The following is a 2,954-nucleotide window of genomic DNA, read 5'->3' on the forward strand; positions in this document are numbered from 1 at the left end:
GCGCCTCAGGTCACGAGAGGATCTTGACGATGAAGCCGTCGTCCAGTCCGTCGATGATGCGGTTCTTGGCGTAGAAGCTCTTGAGGATCGATCCGCCGGCCTGGTTGTCGTCCTTCGCGATGGGCTTGGCGGAGAAGTTGAACTTCTTGACTTCCGGGTCGTACTCGGGTTCGGCAGCTCCTTCGTAGGTGCTGGCGAAGGGGTACTCGTCGCACTCGAGTTTGCCGTCCTGGGTGTAGTTGGCGCCCCAGTAGCGCTTGCACTGCTTGACCGCCGCCGCGCGGTTCTTGTCGATGCGGGTAGCGCTGACCGTGCGGTGCAGGGGATCCTTAGCCGTCTGGCCGGGGACCTTCTTCGCCGACATGTACGGCTTGGTGTCCTGCGGGACGAGGAACGCCTGTCGGATGTGTGCGGCCTCGGCCTGTTCCTCCGCTCCCTGCTTCGCGCTCAGGGTGAGTGGCGTGACGTAGCTGAAGGTGGCCGCTCCCTTCTTGTCCGGCTTGCCGCCGCCGGTGGAGTTGGCCAGGTACGACGCTGACTCCCACCGGGGTGCGAGCATGAACAGCTTGCCGCCCAGGTTCCCGCGCAGCGTCCACGGGGGTGGAGGTGTGTAGCTGATGTCCGGTTCGTAGACCGCGAAGAGTAGATCCAGTGATTTCTTACTGCCTTGTCCGGGCTTGGCAGTCACCGTCTCGTTGAAGGTGCGTTGTGTCTTCAGTTGGGTGAACGTCTTTGTGCCCGGCATCTTGCCGCCGCGGGTGTACTTCGCACCGGCTGGCCAGCTCTGCGGGATGTTCCCCTTGGTGGTGATAGGCATCGCGGCTGCGCCGGTCGTTCCGGTCGTGGCGAAGTCGGTGAAGTGGTACTGGAAGTTGATGGTGCGGCTGTTCTTGGCAATCGTGCCGATGACACGGACGTTGAACATGCTCTCGCCGACCGGCTGGTTGTTCCGGGTCCAGGTCTGCAGGAACGAGGCCCCGTTGCACACCGCGAAGCGGGACTTGACGTAGAACTTCTTGTCGCTGCCCAGGCCCTTGACGCATTCCTCGTACGTCATCGCTCTGGCCGGTTCCGGAGCGGTCGCGGAAGGCCCTATCGTCGCTCGCGTCGCAGGTGCGCTTTGTGATGTTTGCGGTGCACCTGATGGTTTACGGGACAGCGGCGCGTAGGAGGCTGCCGGGCCGGCCGTCTCCAGCGGCATCCGCGCCCCGGGCTCCGTCTGCGCCGCCAGATCCCGCAGGCGCTGCATCCCGTGCCCGTTCTGCAGGTCCTTCAACGAAGGCTTGGCCGCACCGACCGGCAAGATGTACGACTCCACCCGCAAATCCGCCGAGTTCTCTGTGCTCGCAGCCCCTGGCGCCGCCACCGATACGACAGCAAGCGCTGTTCCGGTCGTCAGCAGCTGTCTGCTGAGCCGCCACCACACTCTGTTCATCAAGCAAACCCCCGAGCGTGCGTGATGCCAGACCTCACGCCTGGCACCTGGTCACTCCACACTTTTCCGAACAAGCAAGCGAAAACAAGGGGGCCTTGCCAGTCCTGGCTTGATCACTCCGGAACCTTGTCCGAGATCGCTACAGGTCTCAGCGGTGTCGTATGCCGGGCGGGAACTGGCGCGATCTACCGTTGTCCGTGGACAACATTCGGGGGCGAGAGGGGGATCAGGTGCTTGTTATCTGCGGACAACAAGTCTGGGTGACAAGCGCCTTGCAGGGCGCTGTCACGTTGTTGAGTGTGTGAGTGCCTGAGCTTGGCGTTTACTGACTTCGGCGTTTTGAGGTCAGGGCGGTGGTGAGTCGAGTTGGAGTCCGGTCTCGGCCATGAAGCCGTGCAGTGTCACGGGGCGGTACTGCAGACTCTTGAGCCGGTTGCGGACCAGGGTTTCCAGCCGGTCGACCGTACCGGCGGTGAGGTTGGCCAGCCTGTGTCGGCAGTGTGCCCACACGCCCTCCACCGGGTTCAACTCCGGTGCGTATGCGGGTAGCAGGAAGACAGTCAGCCATGAGCGGGCGGCCACCAGTTGCCGCATCGTCTTCGAGACATGGGTGCTGAGCCGGTCCCAGACCAGCACGATCGGAGCCTTCAGCAGTTGGTGGGCGCCATCGACCAGCCGGATGTAGTCGGCCTCCGACAGGCTGCGCCGCTCGCCCCTGCGGCCGTGGTGGACGCGGATCCGGTAGCCCAGCCGGGTCCGGGAGCCGGGCCGCAGTGCGATCAGGCCCGCCAGGGAAATGCGGCCCGACCGGCGGCCGGACACCGTCACGATCGGGGTGCGGCCGCGCCGGCCCCAGGTGCGCCCGGTGGGCGGCCGCTGGTGCTGGCCGGCCTCGTCCTCGAAGCAGATCCAGCCGCCGGTGGCCGCCCGGGTCCTTTTACCTCCGGCCAGGTGTCTTCCTTCCAGGCGGTCACCGCCTGCTCGTCGCGTTCGGCGGCCCGCCGGGCGGGCATCTGCGGGGTGAAGCCGAGCCGGTGCATCAGCCGGGTGGCGCCGGAGACGCTGTAGGAGATGTGGAACTTCCGGCCGATCAGGGTTGCCACCCGGGCCCCGGTCCACACCTGGTCCTCGTCCCAGCCGTGTGCGGCCGGGCCCTGCTCCAGCATGGCGGCCAGTTTCCCGCGCAGGGCCGGGCCGAGCCTGCACCGCTGCCCGCCCGGCCCGGCGGAGGCCAGGGCCGCTGGGCCGCCGGCGGCCCAGTTCCGCCGCCACTGGCAGGACGACTTCGGTGACACCCGCAGCTGCCGGGCCACCTCCGGGGCACCGATCCCGGCCGCGAACATCTCGGCCGCCCGCAGGCGCACTGCCTCACGCCGTGCACGCTCTTTGGCGGTCATCCCGCCACCGTCTGCGTACCTCATACCTTCCGGTCTACCGCCGCATCCGGGGGGACGCCAACAGGATCAGCCCCCGCCTGACCCCAAAACGCCGAAGTCAGTAACGTCGCAGGTCACTCGAC

3 protein-coding genes are annotated in these 2,954 nt (G+C 66.6%); 1 reads left to right on the forward strand and 2 read right to left on the reverse strand.

Features of this window, described 5'->3' with window-relative positions:
- Nucleotides 1-10: 10 nt before the first annotated feature.
- Entirely contained in the window at nucleotides 11-1,057 is a 1,047-nt protein-coding gene (locus tag AOK11_RS46015; protein WP_240497649.1) for a NucA/NucB deoxyribonuclease domain-containing protein, read from the reverse strand.
- A gap of 226 nt (nucleotides 1,058-1,283) precedes the next feature.
- Here AOK11_RS46015 and AOK11_RS44270 point away from each other — a divergent pair, with 226 nt between their 5' ends.
- Nucleotides 1,284-1,460, forward strand: coding sequence for a hypothetical protein (locus tag AOK11_RS44270; protein ID WP_169796115.1), 177 nt, complete (start codon nucleotides 1,284-1,286; stop codon nucleotides 1,458-1,460).
- Between the two features lie 320 nt (nucleotides 1,461-1,780).
- Here AOK11_RS44270 and AOK11_RS46985 read toward each other — a convergent pair.
- Nucleotides 1,781-2,856 (reverse strand): IS630 family transposase gene (locus AOK11_RS46985; protein ID WP_420903050.1). Its coding sequence is split into 2 segments (ribosomal slippage): nucleotides 1,781-2,371 and nucleotides 2,374-2,856, totalling 1,074 coding nucleotides; the frame shifts between segments, so codons are not numbered across the junction.
- Nucleotides 2,857-2,954 lie beyond the last annotated feature (98 nt).

The organism is Streptomyces hirsutus, assembly GCF_001418415.1.
GTDB lineage: Bacteria > Actinomycetota > Actinomycetes > Streptomycetales > Streptomycetaceae > Streptomyces > Streptomyces hirsutus.